Source organism: Streptomyces sp. NBC_00647, assembly GCF_045207245.1.
GTDB lineage: Bacteria > Actinomycetota > Actinomycetes > Streptomycetales > Streptomycetaceae > Streptomyces.
In genome coordinates this window covers 3,486,512-3,511,638 of sequence record NZ_CP109040.1, presented here as the reverse complement: position 1 = coordinate 3,511,638, position 25,127 = coordinate 3,486,512, and the positions used below count along the sequence as shown (strand labels likewise).

Here is a 25,127-nt window from a genome sequence, read left to right as displayed (position 1 = left end):
TCCGCCCGGGGGCGGACCGGAGGCCCACCCGGAGGCGGACCGAAAAGCGACCTTAGGCCGGATCGTCCGCATGACGTACGGTGCGCGACCCGCCGCGCAGCGCACATAAAGGTGGCGTACGCAGGCGTGACGCGGCGGCCGGGGGTGCCCCTTCCCGGAACCGCCTGTGAGCTATGTCGCCAGGTCCGGGGGGAACCGCGGCCTTCGCATACCGTGACCTTCCGGGCGAAAAGGTGGCAGACATCCGCTGAAGTGCGGGTTTCCTTCGTCTTTCGACGGAAGCGGCACAAGCCCCATAAGGTCCTGATATCGAGTGACGTAAGGGATGCACGGGACACACCGGAACCAATGGGTCGGGAGGGCCGACGGGGCGTGGCGAACGTGGAGCACGGCGGACGAGCGGGCGATGCCTTCAGGGGGGCGGCGGAGACCGCGAGAACACGGGTGCGCGCGCTCCGTGTCGGGCTGTGGATGATCGCCGCGATACTCGCCGTACGACAGGTCGCCGCCGTTCTCAGTACGCCCACACCGGAGCGGCTGACGGACCTGGAGACCTGGGTCGGACCCCACGGCGTGCTCCACGTGAAGGGCTCGCTCTACGACTCGACACGGTTCACGGGTACCCCGTTCGGCGGACTCGTCCTCAAACCCCTCACCCGGTCGGCCGAACAGGCCCTCGGCTATGGCTGGACCTTCGGCACCCTGCTGCTGGTCGTCGCGCTCGGACTGGTCGCCGCGCGCGCCCTGCCGCACCCCGTGAGCCGCCGTACGTCGCTGCTCGCCGCCCCCGTCGCCATAAGCCTGCTCATGCTGTCGCTGCCGGTGCGCAACGCCCTCTACCTCGGCCAGGTCAGCATCATCCCGGTGCTGCTCGTCCTGCTCGGCTGCTTCGCCGTCCGCGGGGAGTACGTCTGCGGGGTCCTCATCGGCCTCGCGGCGGCCCTCCAGCCGACCGTGCTGCTCTTCGCGCCGCTGCTCTGGTTCACCGGCCGCCGCCGTGCCGCCGCCTCCACCGGGATCACCTTCGCCGCCCTCACCGTGCTCGCCTGGGCCGCGATGCCCCACGACTCGAACACCTACTGGGTGCACCACCTGGGGGGCGTCGGCCTCGGCAAGGACGCCGACGACCTCGCCAACCAGTCCCTGCACGGCGCGCTGCTGCGCTTCGGCCTCAGCGGGCCGCTGGAGGTCGGTCTCTTCCTGGCGCTCGGCGTGGCCGTCGCCGCCCTCGGACTCCGTCGCGCGGTGCGCTACGCGCGCGACGGGCAGCTGCTGCTCGCCGTGGCGATCACCGGCTGCGTCGCCGTCGCCGTCTCGCCCACCACCTGGCAGCACCAGCTGCTGTGGGTGCTGCTCGCGCTCGTCGGCCGGGTCGGCAGGAAGACCTCGGACCGCCCCATGTGGCCCGTCGCCGTCATCCTCGTCATGACACTGCCCGCCAGGACGATGCTGCCGGACACACCGCTGCTCCTGCCGGTGCGCGACGACGTGGTGCTGATCGCCGCGCTGGCCGCCGCCACCGTCGTACCGTTCCTGTCCCGCATCTCAGAGTTCTACCGGGCGCCGATCCCCACCGACTACGCGGAGCCCGTCCCCGCCCGCTGGAAGAGGGTGCCGCTGCTCCCGTCCCTCGGCCGGGTCCTCGCCCGCCCGAACCTGCTGCTCGAACTGCTCCTGATCCGTGTCGGCTACATCGCCTACCAGCAGGTCAGGCTCGCCGCGACGGGCGGCACCAGCTCCGGCGGGCGGGCCTCCGCCGAGCACCACGGCGACCAGATCCTCGCCGTCGAGCGGTTCCTGCACCTCGACATCGAGCACTGGGTCAACCACGCGGTGGTGAAGGTCCCCCTCCTGCGGGACTTCTTCGACTTCTACTACCAGTCGTTCCACTTCGGTGTCCCGCTCACCGTCCTGGCGGTGCTCTACGTCCGTCGCCCCGCCGACTACCGCTGGGCCCGCTCCGCCCTCGGATTCGCCACGCTGCTCGCCCTCGTCGGCTTCTGGCTCTACCCGCTCGCCCCGCCGCGCCTGATGCCGGGCCTCGGCGTCATCGACACCGTGCACGGCGTGCAGGACTTCTCCAAGCCGGACTACGGCACCCTGACCGAGCTGACCAACCAGTACGCGGCGATGCCCTCGCTGCACTTCGGCTGGTCCCTGTGGTGCGGGCTCGTCATCGCGATCCTGGCGCCCAGATGGTGGATGAAGGCACTGGGCCTGCTGCACCCGTTCTTCACGGTCTCCGCGATCGTGGCGACCGGCAACCACTGGATCCTGGACGCCGTCGGCGGCGCGGCCGTGGTCGCCGCCGGCTTCGGACTGACCCACATCCTCCAGGGCCCGCGGCCCCGGGCACCGATGGAACCGGTCGAGGCCGGCGCGAGGAAACCGGTCCCGGCGACGAGCCGTACCCCGAGCTGATCCGGGGGAGGCAGGGGCCGGGCGCGGGGGGATGCCCCTGCCTCCCGCGGGACGGGCCGACGGTGCCGGGAGGCCGTCGGCCCGAGCGTGCGGCGCCCGCTAGACGTGACTGACCTGGAGTTCCTTGACGCCGTTCAGCCAGGCGGAGCGGAGCCGGCGCGGGTCGCCGGCGAGCCGCAGGTTCGGCATCGCGTCGGCGATCGCGTTGAAGATCAGGTCGATCTCCAGCGTGGCCAGGGACTTGCCGAGGCAGAAGTGCGGTCCTCCTCCGCCGAAGCCGAGGTGCGGGTTGGGATCACGGGTGATGTCGAAGACCTCGGGGCTCTCGAACACCTCGGGGTCGTTGTTGGCGGAGGAGTAGAAGATGCCGACGCGGTCGCCCTTCCTGATCCGCTGTCCCCCCAGTTCGGTGTCCTGGGTCGCGGTGCGCTGGAAGGCGACGACGGGGGTCGCCCAGCGGACGATCTCCTCGGCGGTGGTCTTCGGCCGCTCCCTCTTGTAGAGGTCCCACTGGTCGGGGTGGGTGAGCAGGGCGTGCATCCCGTGCGTGATGGCGTTGCGGGTCGTCTCGTTGCCGGCGACCGCCAACAGCAGGACGAAGAAGCCGAATTCGTCGGAGGCGAGGTTCCCCTCGTCCTCCGCCGCCACCAGCGTGCTGACGATGTCCTTGGCGGGGCACTGCTTGCGGTCGGCGGCCATGTTCATCGCGTACGAGATGAGTTCGGTGGCCGACTCGGCGCCGATCTCCTCGGTGATCGCGTACTCCGGATCGTCGTACGCCACCATCTTGTTGGACCAGTCGAAGATCTTGACGCGGTCCTCCTGCGGGACGCCGATGAGTTCGGCTATCGCCTGCAGGGGCAGTTCGCAGGCGACCTGGGTGACGAAGTCGAAGGCCCCGTCGGGGCCGGCCTGCGCGAGCGCGTTCGCGACGATCGAACCGGCCCGGGCGCGCAGGGCGTCCTCCAGGGAGCGGATGGCGCGCGGGGTGAAGCCGCGCTGCACGATCTGGCGGACCCGGGTGTGTTCGGGCGGGTCCATGTTGAGCATGATGAGCCGCTGGACCTCGATCTGTTCGCGCTGGATGTGCTCGTTGAAGCGGATGACGGCCGTGTTGAGGAACGAGGAGAAGAGCTCGGGGTGCGTGGAGACGTACTTGACGTCCGCGTGCCGGGTGACGGCCCAGTAGCCGTCGTCCTCGAAGCCCGCGACACCGGGCTGTTGCGGGATCCAGCGGACCGGTTCGGCCCGGCGCAGCTCGGCGAACTCCGGGAGGGGCACGCGGTGGTGCAGTACATCGGGGTCGGTGAAATCGAACCCGTCGGGCAGCGCTGGACAGGGCATCGGCAACTCCAGGTCTCGCGCCTACGGTGGTGACGGCCCGTTCCCGCGGGCAGTTCTGACGGTCCATCAGGAACGTGGAATCGCCGTGAAGGTAGTAACGGGTTCTACAAGTGGCAAGAGGTGCGGGCCTCCGAATTGCGTGCGGGATTGGTGCAGATCACGACTTCGGGAGCTGCAGGACCCTTGCGGCGCGGGGGGTTCGCTCAGCAAACTGCACGCAGAACTGGTACGCGTTCTAGTTCTGCGCGGTGGGTGGGCCGGGACGCCCCGCGCTGCGCGGTTCAGCAGGGCCTGGCCGCCGGGCAGGCCTGAGGAGAGGACGAGCCCCCATGGCCGCGGAACCCGTGATCGTCGAAGCCGTACGGACCCCCATCGGCAAGCGCGGAGGCGCGCTCGCCAATCTGCATCCCGCCTATCTCCTGGGCGAGACCTACCGTGAACTCCTCGGCCGCACCGGCATCCACGCCGACTGCGTCGAGCAGATCGTCGGCGGAACGGTGACCCACGCCGGCGAGCAGTCGATGAACCCCGCGCGCACGGCCTGGCTGACGATGGGACTGCCCTACGAGACGGCGGCGACGACGGTCGACTGCCAGTGCGGCTCCTCGCAGCAGGCCTCGCACATGGTCGCCAACATGGTCGCGGCGGGTGTCATCGACGTCGGGATCAGCTGCGGCATCGAGGCGATGTCGCGGGTGCCGCTGGGCTCGGGGTCCAAGCACGGCCCGGGCAAGCCGTTCCCCGACGAGTGGAACGTGGACCTGCCGAACCAGTTCGAGGCCGCCGAGCGCATCGCGCGCCACCGCGGTCTGACCCGTGAGAACGTCGACTCCCTCGGGCTCATCTCGCAGGAGCGGGCCGCCATCGCCTGGTCCGAGGAGCGGTTCAAGCGCGAGACGTTCGCCGTACAGGTGCCCACCACCGAGGACGAGCAGCGCGCCGGGCAGGGCATGTGGCGGCTCGTCGACCGGGACGAGGGGCTCCGCGACACGTCCATGGAAGCGCTGGCGAAGCTGAAGCCCGTGATGCCGACGGCCGTTCACACGGCCGGCAACTCCTCCCAGATCTCCGACGGCGCGGCCGCCATCCTGTGGGCGTCAAAGCGGATGGCGCGGGCGCTGAAGCTGCGGCCGCGCGCGCGGATCGTGGCCCAGGCGCTGGTGGGTTCGGACCCGCACTTCCACCTGGACGGCCCGATCGACGCCACCCGTGCCGTGCTCGGCAAGGCCGGGATGTCCCTGAAGGACATCGACCTCGTCGAGATCAACGAGGCCTTCGCGTCGGTGGTGCTGAGCTGGGCGCAGGTCTTCGAACAGGACCTGGAGAAGGTGAACGTGAACGGGGGCGGCATCGCGCTGGGCCACCCGGTCGGCGCCACGGGAGCCCGGCTCATCACCACGGCCCTGCACGAACTGGAACGCAGGGACAAGGAGTTCGCGCTCATCACGATGTGCGCGGGCGGGGGGCTGGCCACGGGGACGATCATTCAGCGGTTGTAGAGGGCGTTCAGCGGTTGCAGCTGTCGTTCAGCGGCGGCGAAGGGGCGCTGTCGGGCGGCGTCCGGCGACTCCGGTAGAGGCCTTCACTCGCGGCCGGAGACCGATACCGCCAGGACCGCCGCCACCAGTGCCGCGATCAGCAGGGGGATGCCCAGGCCGTGGTGCAGGACCAGCCAGGCGCCGAGCAGGGCGCCGGCCAGCATCGCGAACACGGAGGCGGTGCGGCGCGGGGAGTGGTGGCCCGCGCTGCCACCGAGGCGGGAATCGGCGGCCAGGCCCGTCAGGGTCATCGTCAGGACGGTGGTCGTCAGGTCGGCCACGCCGAGCTTGCGGACCGTCGCGTTGCGCAGGCCCATCGCGAAGGCCGTGACGGCGATCAGGGTGTACGCGGTGGCGGTGGCGTCCGGGGCGGCGAAGGCGGCTGCCGCGCAGGCGGCCATCAGGACCGCCTCGGCGGCGAACGTGCCGCGGGCCCAGGCGCGGCGCGAGCCCTTGCCGAACCGCACCGCGATCCGCCCGCCGGCCACCGCGCCCGCCAGGAAGCAGCACAGCGAGGTCAGGGTGTGCGACACGGAGAAGCCGGGTGCCCCCGCCGCGGCGAAGCCGAGCACCACGACGTTGCCGGTCATGTTCGCCGTGAAGACGTGTCCGAGGCCGAGGTAGCTCACCGCGTCGATGAGTCCGCTGACCACGGTCAGTGACAGCAGCGCGGAGGTCAGTCGCATTCCTCGTGACTCCGGGTCGCGTGGCGTGTCCGTCTGCGTGGTCATGGAGCTCAGTCCACCACGGGGGCGCTCGCGTGTGGCTGCTCCCGGACGCGGGTGCGGCGTGCGTTCGGGCGACGGTCGTGGCGCGCGGGCCCGGCGGGTGGCCGGGAACGCCGACGGGGCGGCGTACGCCCGACGCGGTGTCGGGGTACGCCGCCCTCGGGCGGGACGAGTTGGGGGCGGTCCCGCTCCGCTACTTCGGGTCGCGGTCGAACACCGACTTCGACCAGCGATAGCCGAGGGCGGCCAGGGCCAGGCACCAGGCGATCGTGATCCAGCCGTTGTTGCCGATCTCGGTGCCGAGGAGGAGTCCGCGCAGGGTCTCGATGGCGGGGGTGAAGGGCTGGTACTCGGCGATCGGCCGGAACCAGCCCGGCATCGCGTCGACCGGGACGAACGCGCTGGAGATGAGGGGCAGGAAGACCAGCGGCAGCGCGTTGTTGCTGGCCGCCTCGGCGTTCGGGCTGACCATACCCATGCCGACCGCGATCCAGGTGAACGCCAGGGCGAACAGGGTCAGCAGCCCGAATGCCGCGAACCACTCCAGGACCGTGGCGTCCGTGGAGCGGAAGCCGATGGCCACGCCGACCGCGCCGACGAGGACCACGCTCATGATCGACTGCAGCACGCTGCCGACGACGTGCCCGATGAGCACGGAACCGCGGTGGATGGCCATGGTGCGGAAGCGGGCGATGATGCCCTCGGTCATGTCGTTGGAGACGGACACCGCGGTGCCGACCAGGGTGCCGCCGATGGTCATCAGCAGGATGCCCGGGACGAGATACGCGATGTACTCGGAGCGATCTGCGCCGCCACCGCCGATGCCCGCGCTCATCACGTCGCCGAAGACGTAGACGAACAGCAACAGCAGGACGATCGGCGTCAGCAGCAGGTTGAGGGTGAGGGAGGGGTAGCGGCGGGCGTGCAGGAGGTTGCGGCGGAGCATGGTGGTGGAGTCGCGTACGGCGAGGGGGAGGGTGCTCATCGGACGTTCTCCTTCGGCTGGTTCGGCTGGTTCGGTTGGTTGGGCTGGTTGGGGTGTTGGGTGGGGAGGGTGGTGTTGCCGGTGAGGGCGAAGAAGACGTCGTCGAGGTCGGGGGTGTGGACGGTGAGTTCGTCGGCTTCGATGCCGGCGGTGTCGAGTCGGTCGAGGATGGTGCGCAGGTCGCGTTGGCTGCCGTCGCTGGGGATCTGCAGGGCGAGGGCTTCGTCGTCGTGGGTGGTGTCGGGCAGTGTGCGGGTGGCTGTGCGGTAGGTGGCGGGGTCGGTGAAGCGGAGGCGGACGTGTCCGCCGGGGATGAGTCGTTTGAGTTCGTCGGCGGTGCCTTCGGCGGCGATCCGGCCGTTGTTCAGGACGGCGATGCGGTCGGCGAGTTCGTCGGCTTCGTCGAGGTATTGGGTGGTGAGGAAGACGGTGACGCCGTCGGTGACGAGTTCTCTGATGATCTGCCACATGTTGTGGCGGGAGCGGGGGTCGAGGCCGGTGGTGGGTTCGTCGAGGAAGATGATCCGTGGGGTGCCGACGAGGGTCATGGCGATGTCGAGGCGGCGTTTCATGCCGCCGGAGTAGGTGGAGGCGGGTTTGTTCGCCGCTTCGGTGAGGTCGAAGCGTTCCAGGAGTTCTTTGGTGACCTGGCGTCCCTCGGTGCGGGAGAGGTGGTGCAGGTCGGCCATGAGGAGCATGTTCTCCTCGCCGGTGATCAGGCCGTCGACGGCGGAGAACTGGCCGGTGACACCGATCGCGGCACGGACCGCCTGCGGGTCGGCGGCCAGGTCATGGCCCGCCACCTGAGCCTGCCCTCCGTCGGCCGAGATGAGGGTGGAGAGGATCTTCACGGCGGTGGTCTTGCCGGCGCCGTTCGGGCCGAGCAGCGCGAACACGGACCCGGCCGGGATACGCAGGTCGACGCCGTCGAGCACGGTCTTGTCGCCGTAGGACTTGCGCAGCCCGATCGCGGAGACGGCGGCCGGTGGCCGGGGAGCGCTGTTCCGGCTGGACGTGGGCATGACAGATGAAGGCATGGGGCCCTCCGGTCGAAGGCTGAAGTGGGTGAAGGGTGGGGCCGGTCGAGGCGGTGACGCTCAGGGCTTGGCGCGGCGGATGTCGATGTTGCCGTACCGGGTGCGGGCGCGGACCTGGACCGTGTCCTCGCTCTGCTCCGGGGTCTCGGACGCGGTGAGCGTGTTGCGCACCTGGCCGGAGCCCGAGCTGACGTCGAGCCAGGCGGCCGTGCCCTCGCGGACACCGACCTCGATGGCGCCGTAGGAGGTCTCCAACTGGACGGTGCCGCGGGCCACTTCGCCCACCCGCAGGGTGCCGTGGGCGGTGGTGGCGGTGACCGAGTCCTCGGCGCGCCGGATCTCGATGTCGCCGTTGGCGCCGCTCACCCGCAGCTCGCCGGTCGCGGCGCCGACGGTCGTGGTGCCGTGCGAGTTCTTCAGGACGGCCGGACCGTCGACGAGGCCGACGCGCAGGCTGCCGGAGCTGGTGGTGATCTCGGCCGTGCCCTCGACGCGGTCCACGGTGATCGACCCGTGCGACGCCTTCAGTTGCAGCGGTCCTGTCGTGTCGAGGCGGACGTCACCGGACGACGTCTTCACCCGGACCTCGCCGAGCCGGCCCTCGCCGAGCACCTGGGCCCAGGAGCCGGTCATGTCGACGCGCGAGCCCGTGGGCAGTTCGACCGTCACGTCGACGGTTCCGGTGCGGCCGAACAGATTGGACTTGGGCGTCCTGACGGTCAGCGCGCCGCTCGTGTACGTGACCTCGGTCTGCTCGGCCGCCCGCACGTCCAGGTCCTTCTTCGGGTCGCGGGGCCGCACCTCGACGACCGTGTCGAGACGGTCGGCCGCGGTGAACTGGATGGAACCGGCCTCCACGTGCGTCGTGGCCGAGATCGCTTCAGGAGTTTCGAAAGAAGGCATGGCTGTCCCGTCCTCTTGAGTCTCTGGGGCGTCCCCGCTGGTGGGACGTGGTGCGGATGAAGTGGAGCGGGCGGAGGCGCGGCTAGCGCACCCAGCCCGTGAAGCTCTGTCCTACGGTGCGGGCCTTCTCCGTCGTGCGCGGCCTGGTCTCGCCGTCGACCGCGGACGACACGGCGCGCACCAGCCACGCGTTGACCGACAGCCCGTCGCGGGTCGCGGCCTCCTCGGCGCGGGCCTTGAGGTGGGCCGGCAGGCGCAGGTTGACGCGGGCGGTGCCGCCCTCGTCGCCCTCGGCCGGGACCGGGGTCTTGAACGATTCGACGGGCGGGACCGGCTCCGCGGGGGCGCCGCCCTCGCTGGGCGGAAGTGTCACCACGAAGTCGGGGTCGAGCCCCCGCAGCCGTACGTCGACGGAGCCGGGGGCGAGTTCACGGGTGATCTCGTCCATCGCGGCGGAGAGCACGTTGAGCAGGGTCAGCCGGGTCGCCGACTCCAGGGGAGCGGTGAGCCTGTCGGCCAGCTCGCGGGCTTCGTCGCCGCCGGCCTCGGCAGCCACCGCGAGTTCGCGGCGGAGGGTGTCGACATACGGGGTGAGGTCCATAGCGCCATCATGGCACCACTGTGGTGCCACATGCAAGCCTGGATGGCGCCGCGCGGCGCCATTCTTGAGGGCGGCCGCTCTACCTGCGGAAATGCGGAGAGGCGGCTCGGTTTGTTGGGGTGTCATGGGTGCGCGCGGGATTCCGAGCGCGCGGAATGGTGCCAAGTGGCACCTCGTGGCACCCCGTAGTGCCAGGTGGCGCCAGTGGGTGCCGGTGGGTGTCACGGGGTGTCACTCGGCGTCGTGTGCGGCCGCGTGTGGCCGGGTGGTGCCGCGTGATGTCGAGTGATGGCACCTGATGGCACGTGATGGCGCCGGAAGGTGGTGGTGAACTGCCACCACCTGGTGGTCCGCCACCGGTGCTCGTCTGTCGCCGGGGAGCCCGGGTACGACGAAGGCGGCGACCCCGGGGTGTGGGGTCGCCGCCTTCGTGTGTGGCTGTGAGGCCTGTGGGCCGATCAGTACCAGCCGTTGGCCTGCCAGAAGTTCCAGGCGCCGGCAGGGCTGCCGTAGCGCGAGTTCATGTAGTCCAGACCCCACTTGATCTGGGTCTTGGGGTTGGTCTTCCAGTCGGAGCCGGCGGTGGCCATCTTCGAACCGGGCAGGGCCTGGACCAGGCCGTAAGCGCCGGACGAGGAGTTCGTGGCGCTGACGTTCCAGCCGCTCTCGTGCTCGACGATCTTGCTGAAGGCGTTGAACTGCGCGGCGTCCGGAATCATCTTGTGCGCGATCGACTTCGCGGAGGAGGCGGCGGTGGGCGTGGCGGCCTGAGCGGGCGCCGCGGCCAGAACCATACCGGTGGTGGCAGCTGCCACGGCGACACCGGCGAGGGCCTTCTTCGGGGAAGTGACGAAGCGGCGGATGACGGAGACGGACACGGAGAACCTTTTTCTTCGGGGACATGGAGTCGCTCGCAGGCCGTGACCACGTGGTGTGTGGAGGGGGCGTACGTCGGCGCCGCGATCCCGAGTGGGCTCGTGGCGCCTGGCGACTGCTCCAGAGAAACAGGCTTGAACCGCGTCCGCAATGACCCCTTTTACTAGTCGTGGTCGCATCCGAGGTGAAAGTCCCTCATGTGACGTGGCTCTCAAACCCCAGGTCAGAGGGCATGACGACGCGTTCATGTCATGGCGTGAGCTCTACGAAGGCGCTTCGTATGTGACCTGAGTCCTGTGGCCCGGTTCACCCCGCACCTGACGGACAGTGCGGGGCGCCGCACGGAGTGCCGCCGGGCGATGTGACGTGGGTCCCGGATCACCGGGGGTCGAACGTGACCGGGCTCTCGAAAGCCGCCCGGCGCGTGGCCCGGCGCAGCGCCTTGAGGAGGGTTCCGCCGACGGTCAGGGTCAGGACGACGGTGACGACCGCCCGGCCCAGGTCCCAGCCGAGGGACGTGGCCAGGCAGTACGCGAGGAAGCGGGCGAGGTTGGCGGGGACGGCGGAGTGCGGGTCGAAGGCGACGTTCGAGGCCAGTGCGTCCATGAAGGGCCAGCCGGCCAGATTCATGACGGTGCCGTAGGCGAAGGCGGCGAGGAAGCCGTATCCGGCGAGCAGCAGCAGTTCCCCGCGGCCGCGCAGGCGGTCCGCGCCCGGCAGTAGTCCGGCGCCCATCGTGAACCAGCCCATGGCCAGCATCTGGAAGGGCATCCAGGGCCCCACCCCGCCGGTCAGCAGTGCCGACGCGAACATCGTCACGGACCCGAGCACGAATCCGAAGCCGGGCCCGAGGACGCGTCCGCTCAGCACCATCAGGAAGAACATCGGCTCGATGCCCGCGGTCCCGGCCCCGATCGGGCGCAGCGCGGCGCCGGTCGCGGCCAGTACGCCGAGCATGGCGACCGCCTTCGGGCCGAGCCCCGACTCGGAGATCGTCGCCGCGACCACCGCGACCAGCAGGACGAGGAGCCCCGCGAACAGCCACGGAGCGTCCTGGGCGTGCGCGCTGACCTGCGAGCCGGGCCCCGCGAAGAGCGGCCAGGCGAATCCTGCGACTCCGGTGGCGCTGACCAGGGCGAGGGCGGCGACGGAGCGCGGGCCCAGACGGATGGCCCTGGCCTGGGGATGAGGCCGGGAGTGGGGACGGGAGTCGTGGACGGCGGTTTCGGGGGCGCTCATGCGAGGGCCTTCCTTACCTGGGCGACGGTGAGCCACGGCTCGGGGGCCAGGATCTTGGCGACCTGCGGGGCGAAGGACGGGGACGCGACGACCACCTCGGCGGTGGGGCCGTCGGCGACGATCTCACCGTCCGCGAGGATCACCACACGGTGGGCGAGGTCGGCGGCGAGTTCCACGTCGTGGGTGGCCAGCACGATCGCGTGCCCCTCGGCGGCCAGTCCGCGCAGCACGGTGACCAGCCGGGCCTTCGCCGCGTAGTCGAGGCCGCGGGTCGGCTCGTCGAGGAGCAGCAGCGGGGGGTTCGCCGTCAGGACGACGGCGAGCGCCAGCGCCAGCCGCTGCCCCTCCGACAGATCACGGGGGTGCGTGTCGTCCGCGATGTCCGGCAGCAGCCCGGACACCAGAGCCCGGCAGGTCCCGGCCTCGGCCCCGGCGTCCTCGTCGGCCGCCGCGCACTCGGCGGCCACCGTGTCCGCGTACAGCAGATCCCGTGGCTCCTGCGGTACGAGTCCCACGCGGCGCACGAGGTCGCGCGGCGCCGTGCGATGCGGCACCACCCCACCGACGCGTACGGATCCGGCGGCCGGTTCGACCAGCCCGACCAGTGCCGCGAGCAGCGTCGACTTCCCGGCGCCGTTGCGGCCCATCAGCGCGATGGTCTCGCCGGGCCCCGCGGAGAGGTCGACCCGGCGGAGCGCCTCGACCCGCCCGCGCCGGACGGCCAGCGACTCCACGACGGCCACTTCCGCCGGAAGCGGCGCGGCGCCGGGGCTGCGCCTGCGGAGGAGCCGGGTCAGGGAGAAGGAGGAGGCGGGGCGCGCCGGTGCCGAAGGGAGAGGGAGGGGGAGGGGCGCGGCGGGCTGCGTGCCTCCGGTGCCGGCGGCGTTTTCGCCGTTTCCTGTCGGTCCGGTGCCTCCGGTGCCTCCGGTGCCTCCGGTGGGTCCGCTGTCTCCGGTGTCAGCGGTGAGCCCGGAGCCTGCGGCGGATGCGGCGGGTCCGGGGTCTTCCGTGGCCGCGGTCGATTCCGGGGGCGTCGTGGAGAGTCGCTCGCGCAGTGTTCCCGCACGGCGTCGCGCGTCGCGCACGGTCAGGGGGAGCGGGGACCAGCCGGCCAGGCGGCCCAGTTCCACCACCGGCGGGCAGACCGGGGAGACGGCCATGATCTCGGACGGGGTGCCGAGCGTCAGGGGTGCTCCCGGCGCGGGCAGGAGGGCGAGCCGGTCGGCGTACTGGACGACGCGTTCCAGGCGGTGCTCGGCCATGAGGACCGTGGTGCCGAGGTCGTGGACCAGGCGCTGCAGGACGGCGAGGACCTCCTCGGCGGCGGCGGGGTCCAGGGCCGAGGTGGGTTCGTCGAGGACCAGGACCCGGGGGTGCGGGGTGAGCACCGAGCCGATCGCGACCCGCTGCTGCTGGCCACCGGAGAGGGTGGCGATCGGGCGGTCGCGGAGGTCGGCCAGGGAGAGGAGGTCCAGGGTCTCCTCCACACGGCGCCGCATCACCGCCGGCGCCAGACCCAACGACTCCATGCCGTAGGCGAGTTCGTCCTCCACGGTGTCCGTCACGAAGTGGGACAGCGGGTCCTGGCCGACGGTGCCGACCACGTCCGCGAGTTCGCGCGGCTTGTGCGTGCGGGTGTCCCGCCCGGCGACGGTGACCCGGCCGCGCAGCGTTCCGCCCGTGAAGTGCGGGACGAGTCCGCTCACCGCGCCGAGCACCGTCGACTTGCCGACCCCGGACGGGCCGACGAGCAGGACCAGTTCGCCCTCAGGGACCTCGAAGTCCACGCCCTGGACGGTGGGTTCGGCGGCCCCGGCGTACGTCACGGAGACATCCTCGAAGCGGATCACGATGGTTCCTCGGGGGCCGGGGTTCGCTGGGGGGTCGGGGCCACGAAGGCGGGGAGCAGGCCGAGCAGGACTGCCGCCGCCGGCCAGAGGGGAAGGGCGGGGGCCACCAGGGGAACGACTCCGGGGCGCAGCGCGGCGGGGTCGTAGGACGCGGCGACGATCATCAGGGCCGCCACCGCGACGCCCGACCCGGCGACCAGCCAGGCCCGGACGCCCCAGGTGTCCGGCCGGTACCGCGTCCGCGGTGAGCGGCGGCCGCCCAGCCACAGGCCGCCGAGCGCCGCGGCGAGGCCGGCCAGCAGGACCGGCAGGCCGTAGGTGTCGCCCTCGGCGGTCAACAGCCCGTATGTGCCCGCGCAGACGCCGATCAGACCGCCCAGGGTGAGGGCTCCGGTGGTCCGGTGGACGGCGGGCGGGACCTGCGCCGTCCGCCCGTACCCGCGTGCGTCCATCGCCGCCGCCAGCGCGACCGAACGTTCCAACGCGCCTTCCAGGACCGGGAGTCCGACGTGCAGCAGGCCGCGCAGGCCCCGGTCGGGGCGGCCGCGGAGCCGGCGCGCGGCGCGCAGCCGCTGGACGTCGGCGATCAGATGCGGGGCGAAGGTGAGCGCGACGACCACCGCGACGCCCGCCTCGTACAGCGCTCCCGGCAGCGACTTGAGCAGCCGCGCCGGGTTCGCGAGGGCGTTCGCCGCGCCGACGCAGACGAGGAGCGTGGCCAGCTTCAGGCCGTCGTACAGCGCGAAGAGCAGGCCCTCGGCGGTGACCCGGCCGCCGATGCGGACCCCCTGAGCCCAGTGCGGCAGGGGGATCTCGGGGAGCGTGACGATCACATGGGTGCCGGGGATGGGGGAGCCGAGGAAGACGGCGAAGGCCAGGCGGACGGCGAGGACGGCCGCGGCCAGTTTGACGAAGGCGGTGTAGGAGCGCGCCCAGGGGGCGTCGGTGCGATGGGTGGCCACCACGAAGCCCGCCACTCCGATGAGGAGGGCGAGCAGGAGGGGGTTCGTGGTGCGGGAGGCCGCCGTGCCGAGACCCAGGGCCCAGATCCACCAGGCGCCGGGGTGCAGGGCGTCCGCGCGGTGCGTCCGCGGTGCGGGAGAGGGCCGCGGTCGCCCGCTCGCTACGGCGCCCGCCGCCGACCGCCGCCACACCGCCCCGGGTCCCTGCCCCTGCCCGGGCAGCCCTTGCTTGGACGCGCCTTGCTTGGACGCGCCTTGCTTGGACGCGCCTTGCTCGGACGCGCCCTGCTCGGGCAGCCCCCGCTCGGACGCGCCCCGCGCGGACAGGTGCGACGCCTGTGGCCCCGCGGAGCGACGGGCGTTGCCTGTGGCGGTGATGGCGGTGGTGGTGGGGTCCTCGCGGTCGCCCTTGGTCATGATCCGGGCCTCAGTGCCTGTGCCGGCGGGCCTGCCAGACGGCCCCCGCGCCCAGCACCGCCACCGCGGCGGCGCCCGCCAGCAGGCCCACCGAGGGGCCGTGGTGGGCCGGCTCGGAGGCGTGCGGCCGGGCGGACGCGGTCGGCTCGGTGGCCGCGACCTGGTCGCCGCAGCCCGTCCGCGGATAGCCCGCTATCGCGCAGAGCAGGGCGTTGGTGTCGTAGCGCAGGGGTTTGGCGACCGTGGCCAGGGCCTCCGCGGTGCTCGCGTCGGGGGCGACGCGGGCGCAGGCGGTGCGCGGGGACGGCGGCGTCTCGCCGGACGGCGCGTGGGCGGCCGTACCGGAGTCGATGACCAGGGCCACGCGCTTTTGGCCCTTCTGGGCGGGCGTCTTGGCGCATATCGCGGCGAAGTCCCGTGCCCCGCGCGGCTGCACGGCGTGCTGGGAGTCCTCGCTCACCGCGAAGCGGAAGCCCTGGACATCGCCGTCGGACGGCCGCGCGGTCGACGGACCCTGGGTGGCGTACGTCCACTTCCCGCCGGTCAGGTCCCAGAAGGACCAGTAGCGGTAGCCGACGGCCCGGGCCTGCCCCGCGCCGCCGAGGACGAGGAGCAGAAGGGCCAGCGCGAGCGCCAGGGCGGGCGCGGTCGTCCGACGGCTGGTCACAGCTGCTGCTTCTTGTTGCGGCCGCTGATCAGGAAGCCGATGCCGATGCCGGCGACCAGGCCGACGCCGATGATCCACCAGACGCCGAGACCGTTGCCGTCGTCCTTCTTCTCGTCGTTCTTCTTCTCGCTCGGGGTGGCCGAGGCGCCGGCCGCGCTCGGCTTCGGGCCCGTGGCGCCCAGCTGCGCGACCAGGTCCTGGCCGCCGAAGTCGCGCGGGTCGGTGCCGGTGGCGTGCGCGGCGAAGATCAGCTGCGCGTAAGCGGCGGGACCCGACTTGGCCGCCCAGTCGGCGGAGTTCTTCTCCAGCCAGGCGAGCGGCGCCTTCGCGAGCGACGTCGCTCCGTCGGCCGCCAGGGCCACGACCGCGTCCGCGGTGTTGCCGTAGTCGGGCTGGTCCTCGGCACCTGCGAGCGCGGACTTCAGGTACGGGGTCTTCGCCAGCGACTTGGCCAGATAGCCGGCGCCGTTCGCCGCCGCGTCCCGCGGGGCGGGGGAGTCGGTGGTGCCGCACTGCGGGAGGTCGTAGGGCAGGCCGGCCTTCGCCACGAATCCCTTGCCCAGGCTGCCGACGACTCCCGCCGCGGTCGCGTCCGCGTTCGCCGCCAGCTCGCCCTTCTTGCCGGGCTGGTAGGCGAAGGCGCCGCCGCCCTCTCCCCCGCAGGGCATCGACAGCTTCAGCAGGGCGTCGTACGGGGACTTGCCGTCCTTGGAGATGTCCTGGGGCTTCTTGCCGACCGCCTTCAGCGCGCCGATCACGACGGACGTCGAGTTGGTGTCGCTGGGGCCACCGGCCATGTAGCCCCAGCCGCCGTCCTTGTTCTGCGCGGACTTCAGCCAGGTCACGGCCCTGCCGGTGGCGTCGTCGTGCCCGCCGAGCGCGGCGAGGGCCTGGACGGCGGCCGCGGTGCTGTTGGTGTCGACCTGCGTCTTGGCGTCGCACGCGGCCGCGGCGTCGGCGCGGTACGCCGCGAACGCGCCGTTCGCGCACTGCTGCCCTGTCAGCCAGTCGACGGCCTTCTCTGCGGGCCGCACCCCGACGGTGTGCTGGGCGAGCAGCGCCAGCGACTGGCGCCAGACGCCGTCGTAGGTCGGGTCGGTGGAGCCGTACAGGCCCGAGGGGATCGCCGTCGAGGGCGACGCCGAGGGGGACGAGTCGGCGGCGGACGCGGCCGGTGCGACGACCGCCCCGATCACGGCGGTGGCGGCCAGTACCGCTGCGGTGCGGCGAACAAACATGACTCTCCCTGCGGGGAGCCGGGCAGCACCGGGCACGTTGAGGCATCCGGGCGGCTCCGGCTCCGTATCCCTCGACGGTGCCGGCCGTCGGCGGGCTGCCGAGGGCACGAGCCGGTCACGTCCCGGCCGAGGCGATCCGGCTCACCACCGAAGTGGCTCACGGTTGCGGGTCAGCGCCGGATTTGCACCGGCTTCTCCTCGTACGGGTGTGATGACGACGCGCTCACTCTACCGGCGCGCGGAATCCGCTGAGTGTCGCCTGTGGCACGGGCCCGGAGTGATCCGGACGACATCCGCTAGGTTCGGGCCATGCGAACGGGGAGACTGCTCGGCTCGGGGCGTTCGGCGGACGTCTACGAGATCGACGAGGCGTGGGTGCTGCGGCGGGACCGCGAGGGCTGGGGAGATGCGACGGCCGAGGCGGCGGTGATGCAGCACGTGCGCTCGCACGGCTATCCGGTGCCGGGTGTGCGGGCGGCGACCCGCGGCGATCTGGTGATGGAGCGGCTGTCCGGGCCGACCATGCTGGAGGCCTTCGGCCAGGGCCTGCTCTCCGCCCAGGAGGCGGGCCTCACCCTGGCGCGGCTGCTGCGCAAGCTGCACGCCGTGCCCGCCCGGCTCTCCGCCGATCCGGCCGTCCGCGTCCTGCACCTGGATCTGCACCCCGACAACGTGATGCTCACCCCGGACGGCCCGAAGGTCATCGACTGGGCCAACGCCGAGGAGGGGCCGCCCGGTCTCGACTGGGCCATGTCCGCCGTGATCCTCGCCCAGGTGGCCGTCGGCGGCGAGCCGGTCGGGGACGTGGCCGCCGAGACGCTGGACGCGTTGCTCGACGGGAACGAGGGCCAGGTGACCGAGGAAGGGCTCGTGGAGGCGGGGCGGCGCCGGGCGGCCAATCCGACCATGAGCGCGCACGAGGTCCAACTACTGGGAGAGGCGGACGGGTTGGTCCGCGCGCTGCTGCACTGAGCGGTGGCCGGAGCCGCGGGTCACCGGACGCGTGCGGGGACCGTGGCCTCCACCGGCTGGCACAGCACCAGGGCGAGATCGTCGGCGAGGGGTGCCCCGGTGTGCTGGAGCAGGCGGTCGTGCAAGGTGCTCAGGGCGTCCTCGGGGAGGGGCTCGCGCAGCGCGAGGGCGGCCTCGCCGAGCAGCGGGAACGGGATGCCCTCCGGGTCGCGTCCCTCGGCCAGGCCGTCCGTGTAGAGGAGCAGACGGTCGCCCGGCTGGAGCCGCACGCGGTACTGGCGGGGATCGGGGCGCAGCCCCAACGGCGGTGAGGGGACCTTGGGTTCGAGGAACTCGATGCTCCGGCCGGAGCGCAGCGGCGCGGGGTGTCCGCAGTTCACCAGCCGCACCTCGCCGGGCGCGAACTCGGCGAGCAGTGCGGTCACGAAGTCCTCCGGTCCCAGCTCCGGGGTGAGGCGCGTGTCGAGACTGTCGGCAAGGGACGGCAAGTCCGGAGCCGTATAGGCGAGTTCACGGAAACCGGTGATCGTCTCGGCGGTCAGCCGGAGGGCGTCGAGGCCGTGTCCGCGTACGTCGCCCACCAGGACCCGCAGTCCGTACGGGGTCACCGCGACGTCGTACAGATCGCCGCCGACCGTCGACTCGTCGGCGGAGCAGTGGTAGCGGGTGCACACCTGGGTGCCGTCCAGGGTGCGGGAGATGGGCCGCAGGACCGCCTCCTGGGTGACCCGGGCGACCTCGCGGGACCGCGCGAGCGCGGCGGTCAGGCGCTCGCCCCGGCCGGCGGCGTGCACGGTGACCGCGCAGCCGAGCAGCAGCCCTCCGAAACGGACGCCGAAGCCGAAGCCGGCCACGGCGTCGTCGCCGAGATCCGTCGCGAGTCCCAGCGCCGCCGCCCAGGCGCAGACCAGCAGGGTGCACCGCACCCCGAACCGCACGCACGCCAGCAACGGCCCGATCAGCAGCAGGGTGACCAGGGACGGCACCCGGTGGTCCACCAGATGCGGCAGGGCGACCAGCAGACAGGCGGCCGGTGGCACGAGCATCAGCCAGGAGAACCCGGTTCTGACGTGCCCACCGCCTCCGCCGTCGGCGGACATCCGCTCGCCCCGCTGCTCCCACTCTCGCATCACCCGACAATCTCTGAAAAAAGCCCCTGTCGCGCTCGCCGACGGAGACTTGATCACATCTCGTCGCAAGGTGCCCGGAAGTGGCGTTGTGCTGCGGGCTTTCTGTCCGAGTCGGCGGACCGGCGCATCGAGGGCGGGTGATCCGGTCACACTGGTCCGCGTGTCCGACAAGACGACCGGTGGACGGCCCGGCAACCCGCCCTCACAGACGCGGAGTTTCATCGGACGGCTGGAGGAACTCGGCCGACTGGAGCGAGAGCTGGATCCGGGTGCCGGGATGGGCCGGCTGGTGAGCGTCGTCGGTGTCGGAGGGGTCGGCAAGACCCGGCTCGCCCTGCAGGCCGCCGGCCGGATCGACGGCGCGTACCCGGACGGCGTCTGGCTGGTGGAGCTCTCCCCGCTGCACACCGCCGGCCTGGTGGGCCTCGCCGTCGTGGAGGCGCTGCGGCTCACCGACCGGTCGACACGGCCGGTCACCGAGGTGGTCGCCGAATGGGCCGAGGGCAAAAGGCTGTTGCTGGTCCTCGACTCCTGTGAGCACGTCCTCGCGGACTGCGTGGGCTTCGTCGAGGAACTGCTGCCCCTCCTGCCGGGCCTGCGGGTCCTCGTCACCAGCCGTGAGCCGCTCGGCCTGCCGGGCGAACACGTCCTGCACCTGGACCCGCTGCCGGTCGCCGACGACGCGGTGGCCCTGTTCGCCGACCGAGCGGCCGAGACCGGACGCCCCCTGGACGACACCGACCGTCCCGTCGTGGAGGCCGTCTGCCGTCGCCTCGACGGCATCCCGCTCGCCATCGAGCTCGCCGCCGTCCGGCTCTGCGAGATCACCCTGGACCAGTTGGCCGGTCTGCTCGGCGAGCGGCTGCCGTCCCGGCTCGACCTGCTGGCCGCGCGCGAGGGCGAGGGGCCGCCCCGTCACCAGACCCTGCGGACGGCCATCGGCTGGAGCCACGAGCTGTGCGCACCCCTGGAACGGCTGCTGTGGGCCCGGCTCTCGGTCTTCGCGGGCGGCTTCTGCGCGAGCGCCGCCGACGACGTCTGCGCGGGCGGTCCGCTGCCCGCCGACCTGATTCCCGGACTGCTCGCCCGGCTCGTCGAGCAGTCCATCGTGGGCCGTCACCCCACCGACCCCGCTCGCTTCCGGCTCCTCGACACCGTGCGGGAGTTCGGCGCCGACTGGCTGCGCGCGCTGGGCGAGGAACGCACCGTAGGGCTGCGCCACCGGGACCACTACCGGTGGCTGGCCCGGCAGGGCTGCGCCGAGTGGAACACCGCACGCCAGGCTGCCTGGTGCGAGAGCGTCCTCACCGAGCATGCCAATCTCCGCGCGGCCATGGACTGCGCGCTCACCGAGTCCGACGGACGGGTCGCCCTGGCGATGGCGTCCGACATCGGCTTCCTGTGGCGGCACTGCGGCTATCTGCGCGACGCCCGGCACTGTCTCGACCAGGCGCTGACGGCGGACGCGGCGCCCGGGCCCGACCGTACCCGCGCGGTGTGGACACGGGGCGCGGTCGCGCTGCTCCAGGGCGACCTGGAGGCCGCGGCCAACTGGGCGGTGCGCTGCGCCGACGCGGCGAGGGAAGAGGGAGACCCGGCGGCGGTGGCGGCCGCGCTGTACCTGCGGGGTGGACAACTCGCCCTGAGCGGGCGCTTGTCCGAGGCGGTCCACGTCCTGGCCGGCGCACCTCGGCTGCCCGTCCGGGGGGACTGGCTCGGGGCGGCACAGCTCCAGGTCCGGGTGGCGCTGGCGTACGCGTATCTGTTGGGCGGGGAGCAGGAACGGGCGCGTGCGGTGGCCGAGGAGGTCCGCGCGGCGAGCCTGGCGTGCGGGGAGTCGTGGGCGGGAGCCTTCGCCGACGGGCTCGTGGCCCAGATCGACCTGGCCCGCGGGGACATCGCTGCGGCCCTCGGCAACGCCCGGACCGCGCTGGCCGGCCACGGGCTGCTGCACAACACCGTGGGCGCCGCGATGGCCCTCGACGTGCTCGCCGCGGGGATCGTCGCGGCGGGCGACGGACACCGGGCGGCCCGCCTCCTCGGCATCGGCGAGCGCGTGTGGGAACTCACCGGGCGGGCCCAGATGGACTCACCCGATCTGATCGCCACCCGCCGGTCGCACGAACTCCGCGTCCGTGGCGAGATCGGCGACCCGGCGTACGAGAAGGCGTACGAGGAGGGCCGCACGATGGCGTACGAGGAGGGGCTGGACTACGCGGCCCACAGCCACAGCCACTGAGTTCGGGGCGAGGGCGTCACACCGCCACGTATGTCACCGGGTCGCTGCCCGTCACCGCCTCCGCCCGTCCCAGCTTCACCAGTCGCCGTACATGTGCCTCGGCCTCCGAGACCGCGATGTTCCGTGATCCGTAGGGGATGTCGGCCCAGGGACGGTTCCACTCCATGAGCTCGGCGAGCTGCCACGGCGTGAGCGGGACGGAGAGGAGGGCGAGCAGGCCGGTGAGCCGCTCCTCGTGGTGTGTGAGCAGCTCCGCGACCCGGGACGGGGCGTCGGTGAACACGTGCTGGTGGGCCGGGAGCACCTCGGCGGGGCCGAGGCGGCCGACGCGCTCCAGGGAGTCGAGGTAGTCGCCGAGCGGATCGGCGATCTCGCCGAGGCTCTCGATCCCGTTCGCGGAGGGGGGACGCCCGTGGGTGTCCGGGTCCTCGTAGAGGCCGATGTGCGGGGTGATCCTCGGGAGCAGGTGGTCGCCGGAGAACAGGCGTCCGTTCCCGGGCAGCCGGGCCGGGTGGTCCTCCTCCAGGTGGAGGCAGACGTGTCCGGGCGTGTGGCCGGGGGTCCAGATGGCGCGCAGCCGGCGGCCGGGCAGGGCGACGAACTCGCCGGGGACGATCTCGCGGTCGGGAAGAGCGGGGGAGAAGCCGGGAAGGGTGCTGGGACGGCGGACGGACTTGTGTGCCTCGCGCAGCGGGGCGATGTGCTCCTCCGGGGCGCCGGAGGCCGCCAGCTTGGCTGCCATGTAACCGAACCAGCGCTCGGGCCGGTTCTCCCGGGTGCGCCGGACGATCGCCGTGTCGGCGGCGTGCATCGCGATCCAGGCGCCGGACGCCTCGCGGACCCGGCCCGACAGGCCGTGGTGATCGGGGTGGTGGTGGGTGATGACCACGCCGTGGATCTCCGCGACGGAGGTTCCGCAGTCGGTGAGTCCCTCGACGAGGGTGTCCCAGGAGGCGGGGTCGTCCCAGCCCGTGTCGATGAGCACGGGCCCCGCGTCGGTGTCGACCAGGTACACCAGCGTGTGGCCGAGCGGATTGTCCGGGATGGGGACCCTGATCGACCGTACGCCCCCGCCGTGATCGGTCACCTGCGTCATGCGCTTCCACCCATCGCCGAGTTGTCGCCACTATAACTAGAACGAGTTCCAATGGGAGCCCGAGTCGACTGTTCTGTCCGTCGAGGTGGCCGCGTCCCTGCCGTGGACTCATTCGGCCGGAACTGGTATCAGTTCTCGTATCTGATGAAGCGTCAGAAGTGGTGGCAGAGAGCGTCCCTGGAGGCAGTCGGCCATGACCGAGCTCGTGGAACACGGACAGCTGTTCATCGGCGGGGAGTTGACCGACCCCCTCGGCAAGGACGTCATCGAGGTGATCTCGCCGCACACCGAGGAGGTCATCGGCCGGGTGCCGCACGCCTCGGCGGCCGACGTGGACCGGGCCGTCGCCGCCGCGCGCGAGGCGTTCGACCAGGGCCCCTGGCCGCGGATGAGCCTCGACGAGCGGATCGCGGTCGTGACGCGGATCAAGGACGCGATCGCCGTACGCCACGAGGAGATCGCCCGCGTCATCTCCTCCGAGAACGGCTCCCCCTACTCCTGGAGCGTCCTCGCGCAGGCCCTCGGCGCGATGATGGTGTGGGACGCGGCGATCACGGTCGCCCGCGGCTATACGTACGAGGAGGCACGCGACGGAGTCCTCGGCAGGATTCTGGTGCGCCGTGAACCGGTGGGCGTGGTGGCGGCCGTGGTGCCGTGGAACGTCCCCCAGTTCGTGGCCGCGGCCAAGCTCGCGCCCGCGCTGCTGACCGGCTGCACCGTCGTCCTGAAGCCGTCGCCCGAATCGCCCCTGGACGCCTATCTGCTCGGGGAGATCGCGAAGGAGGCCGGGCTGCCCGAGGGAGTGCTGTCGATCCTCCCGGCGGACCGCGAGGTCAGCGAGTACCTGGTCGGACACCCCGGCATCGACAAGGTCTCCTTCACCGGCTCGGTCGCGGCGGGCAAGCGCGTGATGGAGGTCGCAGCCCGCCATCTCACCCGCGTGACACTGGAGTTGGGCGGCAAGTCGGCGGCCGTGGTGCTGCCGGACGCGGACATCGACACCTCGGTCCCCGGGATCGTCTCGGCGGCCTGGATGAACAACGGCCAGGCCTGCGTCGCCCAGACCCGCATCCTCGTACCGCGCTCGCGCTACGACGAGTTCGCGGACGCCTTCGCCACCGCGGCGAACGCGCTGGTCGTCGGCGACCCGCTCGACCCGGCCACCCAGGTCGGCCCGCTGGTCGCCGAGCGGCAGCAGCGGCGCAACCTCGACTACATCCGCATCGGCCAGGAGGAGGGTGCCAAGATCCTGGCCGGCGGCGGACGTCCGCCCGGACTCGACCGCGGCTGGTACGTCGAGCCGACCCTCTTCGGCGACGTCGACAACTCGATGCGCATCGCCCGGGAGGAGATCTTCGGCCCGGTCATCTGTCTGCTCCCGTACGGCGACGAGACCGAGGCCGTGAAGATCGCCAACGACTCCGACTACGGGCTGAGCGGCAGCGTCTGGACGGCGGACGTCGCCCATGGCATCGACATCGCCCGCCAGGTCCGTACCGGCACCTACTCGGTCAACACCTTCAGCCTCGACATGCTGGGACCGTTCGGCGGCTACAAGAACTCCGGCCTGGGCCGGGAGTTCGGACCGGAGGGGTACGGCGAGTTCCTGGAGCACAAGATGATCCACCTGCCGGCCGGCTGGGAGGCGTGAGGATGGGCGACCGCTGGCAGGTCGAGGTCGACCGCTCCGTCTGCATCGGCTCCGCCCAGTGCGTCCACCACGCCCCGGACGCCTTCCGCCTCGACGTCGGCATGCAGTCCCACCCGGTCGAACCGGAGACCGACGCCAACGAGAAGATCCTCGAAGCGGCCGAGGGCTGCCCGGTGGAGGCCGTCATGATCTCCCTGCTGGGCAGCGGCGAGCCGGTGTTCCCGCCGGAGGAATAGGGGCGGGGCCGGACGCGGGCACTTCCCGGTCCCCGCATAGCCTCCAGCCGATTCGACGGATCGACCGGGGCGGGGAAGCGTGCACAAGTCCGAGGCCAGGAAGCTGATCGAGCAGGCGCGTACGGCGTGGGAGGCCGAGGAGTGGCAGCGGGCCGCCGACCTCTACGAACAGGTGCTCGCGCAGTTCCCCGACGAGCGGCCGAGCGCGGAGTGGTGGTACGACGCCGCGCTCGCCCACAAGTTCCTGCGGAACTGGGAGAAGGCCCGCGACCTCGGACGCGAGGCGGCGGCCCGCGCTCCACGCGGCGAGGGCGATCCCGCGTTCTGGAACCTCGGGATCGCCGCCACGATCCTGCGCGACTGGGCGACGGCCCGCGACGCCTGGACCGGTTTCGGCATCGGACTTCCCGACGGGGAGGGTGAGATCGCGGGGCGCTTCGGCGCCGCCTGCGTACGGCTGGACACCGACGGAGAGCGGGAGGTCGTGTGGATCGAGCGGTTGTGCCCGACCCGCGGGCGGGTGGTGAACGTGCCCGTCACGGGCGGGCGGCGGTACGGCGAGATCGTCGTGCACGACGGCGAGCCCAAGGGAGAGCGGGTGTACAACGGCACGACGTTCCCCGTCTTCGACGAGCTGACGCTCTTCGAGGCGTCCGCGCTGCCGACCCTGGAGGTGACGGTCGGCGCCGGCGAGGCGGCCGACCTGGAGGCCCTGCTCGCCCTGTTCACCGAGCACGGCTTCGGTGCCGAGCCCGCCAGTGCCGTGCGTGTCCTCTGCGCCTGCTGCAGCGAGGGCACCCATCAGCAGGAACGCGATGTGCGGGCGGGCGCCCAGGCGGTGTCGCTGGCGGCTCCGGAGCACGAGGCGCGGCGGCTGCTGGAACGCTGGGCCGGGGAGACGGCGATCGGGCGCAGCTGGAGCGGGCTGGAGCAGGTGGGCTAGCCCGGGCTCCCGAGGCCGGGCGGGCCGACCCGGTGGTTCCGGTCGTCCTGGGCG

The 25,127-nt window shown here is 72.1% G+C and carries 21 protein-coding genes and 1 riboswitch; of the genes, 7 read left to right on the top strand and 14 right to left on the bottom strand.

Annotation, left to right across the window (positions count from 1 at the left end; genetic code table 11):
- Positions 1–372: 372 nt before the first annotated feature.
- A complete protein-coding gene (locus OG788_RS15485; RefSeq protein ID WP_406371399.1) occupies positions 373–2,421 on the top strand; it encodes a bifunctional glycosyltransferase 87/phosphatase PAP2 family protein in 2,049 nt (682 codons plus the stop codon).
- Between the two features lie 99 nt (positions 2,422–2,520).
- Here the strand turns inward: OG788_RS15485 and OG788_RS15480 are convergent, their stop codons facing one another.
- Positions 2,521–3,765 (bottom strand): cytochrome P450, encoded by a 1,245-nt coding sequence (locus tag OG788_RS15480; protein WP_406371397.1) that lies wholly within the window; start codon positions 3,763–3,765, stop codon positions 2,521–2,523.
- A gap of 329 nt (positions 3,766–4,094) precedes the next feature.
- On the opposite strand from OG788_RS15480, the gene OG788_RS15475 reads away from it, so the two are divergent.
- A complete protein-coding gene (locus OG788_RS15475; protein WP_351556204.1) occupies positions 4,095–5,264 on the top strand; it encodes a steroid 3-ketoacyl-CoA thiolase in 1,170 nt (389 codons plus the stop codon).
- Positions 5,265–5,347: 83 nt separating this feature from the next.
- On the opposite strand, the gene OG788_RS15470 is transcribed toward OG788_RS15475, so the two are convergent.
- From OG788_RS15470 to OG788_RS15420, 11 genes are all read right to left on the bottom strand, one after another.
- Entirely contained in the window at positions 5,348–6,034 is a 687-nt protein-coding gene (locus tag OG788_RS15470) for a YoaK family protein (protein ID WP_406371395.1), read from the bottom strand.
- Between the two features lie 190 nt (positions 6,035–6,224).
- Positions 6,225–7,016, bottom strand: coding sequence for an ABC transporter permease (locus tag OG788_RS15465; RefSeq protein WP_406371393.1), 792 nt, complete (start codon positions 7,014–7,016; stop codon positions 6,225–6,227).
- Positions 7,013–8,053: an ATP-binding cassette domain-containing protein gene (locus OG788_RS15460; protein WP_406371391.1), complete on the bottom strand. Its 1,041-nt coding sequence runs from the start codon at positions 8,051–8,053 to the stop codon at positions 7,013–7,015. Before OG788_RS15460 ends, OG788_RS15465 begins: the two co-directional genes overlap by 4 nt.
- Before the next feature lie 60 nt (positions 8,054–8,113).
- Positions 8,114–8,956: a DUF4097 family beta strand repeat-containing protein gene (locus OG788_RS15455; RefSeq protein WP_406371389.1), complete on the bottom strand. Its 843-nt coding sequence runs from the start codon at positions 8,954–8,956 to the stop codon at positions 8,114–8,116.
- A gap of 82 nt (positions 8,957–9,038) precedes the next feature.
- Positions 9,039–9,557 (bottom strand): hypothetical protein, encoded by a 519-nt coding sequence (locus tag OG788_RS15450; RefSeq protein WP_406371387.1) that lies wholly within the window; start codon positions 9,555–9,557, stop codon positions 9,039–9,041.
- 458 nt (positions 9,558–10,015) lie between these two features.
- The gene (locus tag OG788_RS15445; protein WP_351539511.1) at positions 10,016–10,435 is read right to left on the bottom strand and encodes a transglycosylase SLT domain-containing protein; all 420 of its coding nucleotides are present in this window, start codon (positions 10,433–10,435) and stop codon (positions 10,016–10,018) included.
- 376 nt (positions 10,436–10,811) lie between these two features.
- Positions 10,812–11,672, bottom strand: coding sequence for an ECF transporter S component (locus tag OG788_RS15440; RefSeq protein WP_406371385.1), 861 nt, complete (start codon positions 11,670–11,672; stop codon positions 10,812–10,814).
- Complete coding sequence (locus tag OG788_RS15435) at positions 11,669–13,522, bottom strand: ABC transporter ATP-binding protein (protein ID WP_406371384.1); 1,854 nt, start codon at positions 13,520–13,522, stop codon at positions 11,669–11,671. The genes OG788_RS15440 and OG788_RS15435 overlap by 4 nt, the downstream gene beginning before the upstream one ends.
- Positions 13,519–14,676, bottom strand: coding sequence for an energy-coupling factor transporter transmembrane component T (locus OG788_RS15430; protein ID WP_406376763.1), 1,158 nt, complete (start codon positions 14,674–14,676; stop codon positions 13,519–13,521). Before OG788_RS15430 ends, OG788_RS15435 begins: the two co-directional genes overlap by 4 nt.
- Positions 14,677–14,911: 235 nt before the next feature.
- The gene (locus OG788_RS15425) at positions 14,912–15,568 is read right to left on the bottom strand and encodes an SCO2322 family protein (protein ID WP_406371382.1); all 657 of its coding nucleotides are present in this window, start codon (positions 15,566–15,568) and stop codon (positions 14,912–14,914) included.
- On the bottom strand, positions 15,565–16,806 hold the full coding sequence (locus OG788_RS15420) for a prenyltransferase/squalene oxidase repeat-containing protein (protein WP_406371380.1): 1,242 nt from the start codon (positions 16,804–16,806) through the stop codon (positions 15,565–15,567). The genes OG788_RS15425 and OG788_RS15420 overlap by 4 nt, the downstream gene beginning before the upstream one ends.
- A gap of 133 nt (positions 16,807–16,939) precedes the next feature.
- Positions 16,940–17,003, bottom strand: a riboswitch (cobalamin riboswitch).
- A 112-nt stretch (positions 17,004–17,115) separates the two neighbouring features.
- Between OG788_RS15420 and OG788_RS15415 the strand changes: the two genes are divergently transcribed.
- Positions 17,116–17,778, top strand: a complete 663-nt coding sequence (locus tag OG788_RS15415; protein ID WP_406371378.1) for a phosphotransferase — start codon at positions 17,116–17,118, stop codon at positions 17,776–17,778.
- A gap of 20 nt (positions 17,779–17,798) precedes the next feature.
- Here the strand turns inward: OG788_RS15415 and OG788_RS15410 are convergent, their stop codons facing one another.
- Positions 17,799–18,908, bottom strand: a complete 1,110-nt coding sequence (locus OG788_RS15410) for a PP2C family protein-serine/threonine phosphatase (protein ID WP_406371376.1) — start codon at positions 18,906–18,908, stop codon at positions 17,799–17,801.
- Between the two features lie 160 nt (positions 18,909–19,068).
- Here OG788_RS15410 and OG788_RS15405 point away from each other — a divergent pair, with 160 nt between their 5' ends.
- Complete coding sequence (locus OG788_RS15405; RefSeq protein ID WP_406371374.1) at positions 19,069–21,147, top strand: ATP-binding protein; 2,079 nt, start codon at positions 19,069–19,071, stop codon at positions 21,145–21,147.
- Positions 21,148–21,163: 16 nt separating this feature from the next.
- Here OG788_RS15405 and OG788_RS15400 read toward each other — a convergent pair whose 3' ends face one another.
- The gene (locus OG788_RS15400) at positions 21,164–22,243 is read right to left on the bottom strand and encodes an MBL fold metallo-hydrolase (protein WP_406371372.1); all 1,080 of its coding nucleotides are present in this window, start codon (positions 22,241–22,243) and stop codon (positions 21,164–21,166) included.
- Positions 22,244–22,436: 193 nt separating this feature from the next.
- Between OG788_RS15400 and OG788_RS15395 the strand changes: the two genes are divergently transcribed.
- The 3 genes from OG788_RS15395 (at position 22,437) to OG788_RS15385 (ending at position 25,073) form a co-directional block, all read left to right on the top strand.
- Positions 22,437–23,894, top strand: coding sequence for an aldehyde dehydrogenase (locus OG788_RS15395; protein WP_406371370.1), 1,458 nt, complete (start codon positions 22,437–22,439; stop codon positions 23,892–23,894).
- Positions 23,895–23,896: 2 nt separating this feature from the next.
- Positions 23,897–24,130: a ferredoxin gene (locus OG788_RS15390; RefSeq protein WP_328555812.1), complete on the top strand. Its 234-nt coding sequence runs from the start codon at positions 23,897–23,899 to the stop codon at positions 24,128–24,130.
- A gap of 79 nt (positions 24,131–24,209) precedes the next feature.
- On the top strand, positions 24,210–25,073 hold the full coding sequence (locus tag OG788_RS15385; protein WP_406371368.1) for a tetratricopeptide repeat protein: 864 nt from the start codon (positions 24,210–24,212) through the stop codon (positions 25,071–25,073).
- The last annotated feature ends 54 nt before the right edge of the window (positions 25,074–25,127 follow it).